The following is a 2452-nucleotide window of genomic DNA, read 5'->3' as shown; positions in this document are numbered from 1 at the left end:
TTGGAAATGTCTCCTTACGACCTGTCGAAAGGTAGAATCGTTTACCGTTATAAATAAGGGTCTTAGAGACTCAGAATTTCAGGAAGTTGTGTACTTTTGCACCACTTTTCTAGAATTCGGGGTCTTTCTAAGGCCTCATGTCTCATAGACCCTAAGTTTCCACACTCATGAAAGTCAAAGCGTCCGTAAAGAAGCGTAGCGCTGACTGTAAAGTGATTCGCCGCAAAGGCAAGCTTTACGTCATCAACAAGAAAAACCCGCGTTATAAGCAGCGGCAAGGTTAAGCACTCAGATACTACAACATGGCTCGTATTGCAGGGGTAGATATCCCGGACAACAAGCGGGGCGAAATCGCCCTGACGTATATTTTCGGCATCGGCCGTTCTTCTTCCCAGAAGATCCTTACCAAAGCTGGCATTTCGCTAGATAAAAAGGTAAAAGATTGGACTGAAGATGAAGCTGGTGAAATCCGTAGCATTATTGCTTCCGAACACAAGACGGAAGGTGTGCTGCGTTCGGAAGTGCAGCTGAACATCAAACGCTTGATGGATATTGGTTGCTACCGTGGTCTACGTCACCGTAAAGGCTTGCCGGTTCGTGGTCAGCGTACCAAGAACAACTCGCGCACTCGTAAGGGTAAGCGTAAGACGGTTGCCAACAAGAAAAAGGCTACTAAATAACCAGTAGCGGAAATCGGAGCTAGCAGTAATAATTAGCTTCAACACCTTCCGCATATTTTGCGATAACCAAATGGCACAAAAGAGAAAAGACAAAGCCAAGAAGCGCGTTGTCCAGGTTGAACAGACCGGCCAAGTACATATCAAGGCTTCGTTCAACAACATCATCATCTCCATCACCAACAACAATGGCCAAGTAATCTCTTGGGCATCGGCTGGTAAGATGGGATTCCGTGGTTCGAAGAAAAACACTCCCTACGCTGCTCAGATGGCAGCCACGGATTGCGGCAAAGTAGCGCATGACTTAGGTATGCGCAAAGCCGAAGTATTCGTGAAAGGTCCGGGTTCGGGCCGGGAGTCAGCTATTCGGACTATCCAAAACGTGGGTATTGAGGTGACGACCATCCGCGACGTGACGCCGCTGCCCCATAATGGCTGCCGTCCTCCTAAACGTCGTCGCGTCTGATATAATGAACTGGCAGCTGACGCTTGGCGTTGGTTTGCCCTCCGTGTCGGGTTTCTGATGCAGCCTTTCACCCCTGCAAGGCACATTCGAGAGGCCCGACACATGCGGTTCAACCCCCAGTAAAACTCAATAACCCCGAAATGGCACGTTATACCGGTCCTAAAACCAAAGTTGCCCGTCGCTTCAATGAGCCGATTTTCGGCCCGAGCAAGGCACTCAACAAAAAGAACTATCCCCCCGGCCAGCATGGTCGTGGCCGTCGCAAGAAGCAATCGGAATACGCCATCCAGTTGATGGAGAAGCAGAAGGTGAAATACCTCTACGGCGTGTTGGAAAAGCAATTCGAAAACCTATTCCACAAGGCTGCTACTCTCCCCGGCATTACGGGCGATAACCTGTTGGCCCTGCTGGAATCGCGTCTTGATAATACAGTTTATCGCTTCGGCATTGCACCTACCCGTCGTGCTGCTCGCCAATTAGTATTGCACAAGCACATCACAGTGAACGGTGAAATCGTGAATATCGCTTCTTACAAGCTACGTGCTGGTGATGTAGTGGGTGTTCGTGAAAAATCGAAGTCGTTGGAAACCATCACCGATAGCTTGAGCGTGCGCAACTCGCGTCAGTTCTCGTGGTTGGAGTGGGATGGCAAAGAGATGGCAGGCAAGTTCCTAAATGCTCCTTCCCGCGAACTGATTCCGGAGAAAATCACTGAGCAGCTCATTGTCGAGCTGTACTCGAAGTAGTAACTGCCCTGGCTATGGCTGGGGCGTTCATTCGATTTTCTTCGTTGTATTTAATGGATTTGAGTACTGAGTAGTAGGTAGTAGGACGTAAACAACTTGTTTGTGGTCTTGCTACCTACTACTCATACACACTACATATAAAGCCCCACTTATGTCAATCTTAGCTTTTCAAATGCCGGAAAAGGTCGTGATGGAGAAATCAGACGACTTTTACGGAACGTTTGAATTCAAACCGCTGGAGAAAGGCTACGGCGTCACGATCGGCAACGCTCTGCGCCGCATCCTGCTGTCGTCGCTAGAGGGCTACGCCATCACGTCGGTACGCACCAGCAGCGTTCTGCACGAGTTTATGACTATTGAAGGTGTGATTGAGGACATGTCCGAAATCATTCTGAACCTGAAGCAGGTTCGCTTCAAAAAGGTGAGCGACGCCATTGAGGATAAAATCACGGTGCGCATCAAAGGTCAGGAAACTTTCTCGGCGGGCGATATTAATAACTTCACCAGCGGTTTTCAGGTATTGAATCCGGATCTAGTGATCTGCCACGTTGACCCGGGTACTG

At 49.2% G+C, this 2452-nt stretch carries 4 protein-coding genes and 1 pseudogene; all 5 read left to right on the top strand.

Annotated features, from left to right (window positions below):
- Positions 1-167 precede the first annotated feature (167 nt).
- Complete coding sequence (gene ykgO, locus J4D97_RS22740; RefSeq protein WP_034256541.1) at positions 168-284, top strand: type B 50S ribosomal protein L36; 117 nt, start codon at positions 168-170, stop codon at positions 282-284.
- An 18-nt stretch (positions 285-302) separates the two neighbouring features.
- Positions 303-680, top strand: coding sequence for a 30S ribosomal protein S13 (gene rpsM, locus J4D97_RS22735; protein ID WP_208309588.1), 378 nt, complete (start codon positions 303-305; stop codon positions 678-680).
- A 70-nt stretch (positions 681-750) separates the two neighbouring features.
- A complete protein-coding gene (gene rpsK, locus J4D97_RS22730; RefSeq protein WP_185281342.1) occupies positions 751-1143 on the top strand; it encodes a 30S ribosomal protein S11 in 393 nt (130 codons plus the stop codon).
- A gap of 140 nt (positions 1144-1283) precedes the next feature.
- Positions 1284-1889, top strand: a complete 606-nt coding sequence (rpsD, locus tag J4D97_RS22725; RefSeq protein WP_208309587.1) for a 30S ribosomal protein S4 — start codon at positions 1284-1286, stop codon at positions 1887-1889.
- Positions 1890-2040: 151 nt separating this feature from the next.
- Positions 2041-2452, top strand: a pseudogene (locus J4D97_RS22720) (DNA-directed RNA polymerase subunit alpha); the annotation flags it as partial.

Source organism: Hymenobacter defluvii, assembly GCF_017589435.1.
GTDB classification, from domain to species: Bacteria; Bacteroidota; Bacteroidia; order Cytophagales; family Hymenobacteraceae; genus Hymenobacter; species Hymenobacter profundi.
The sequence above is the reverse complement of the archived record's forward strand: the minus strand, read 5'-3'. Positions and strand labels throughout refer to the sequence as shown.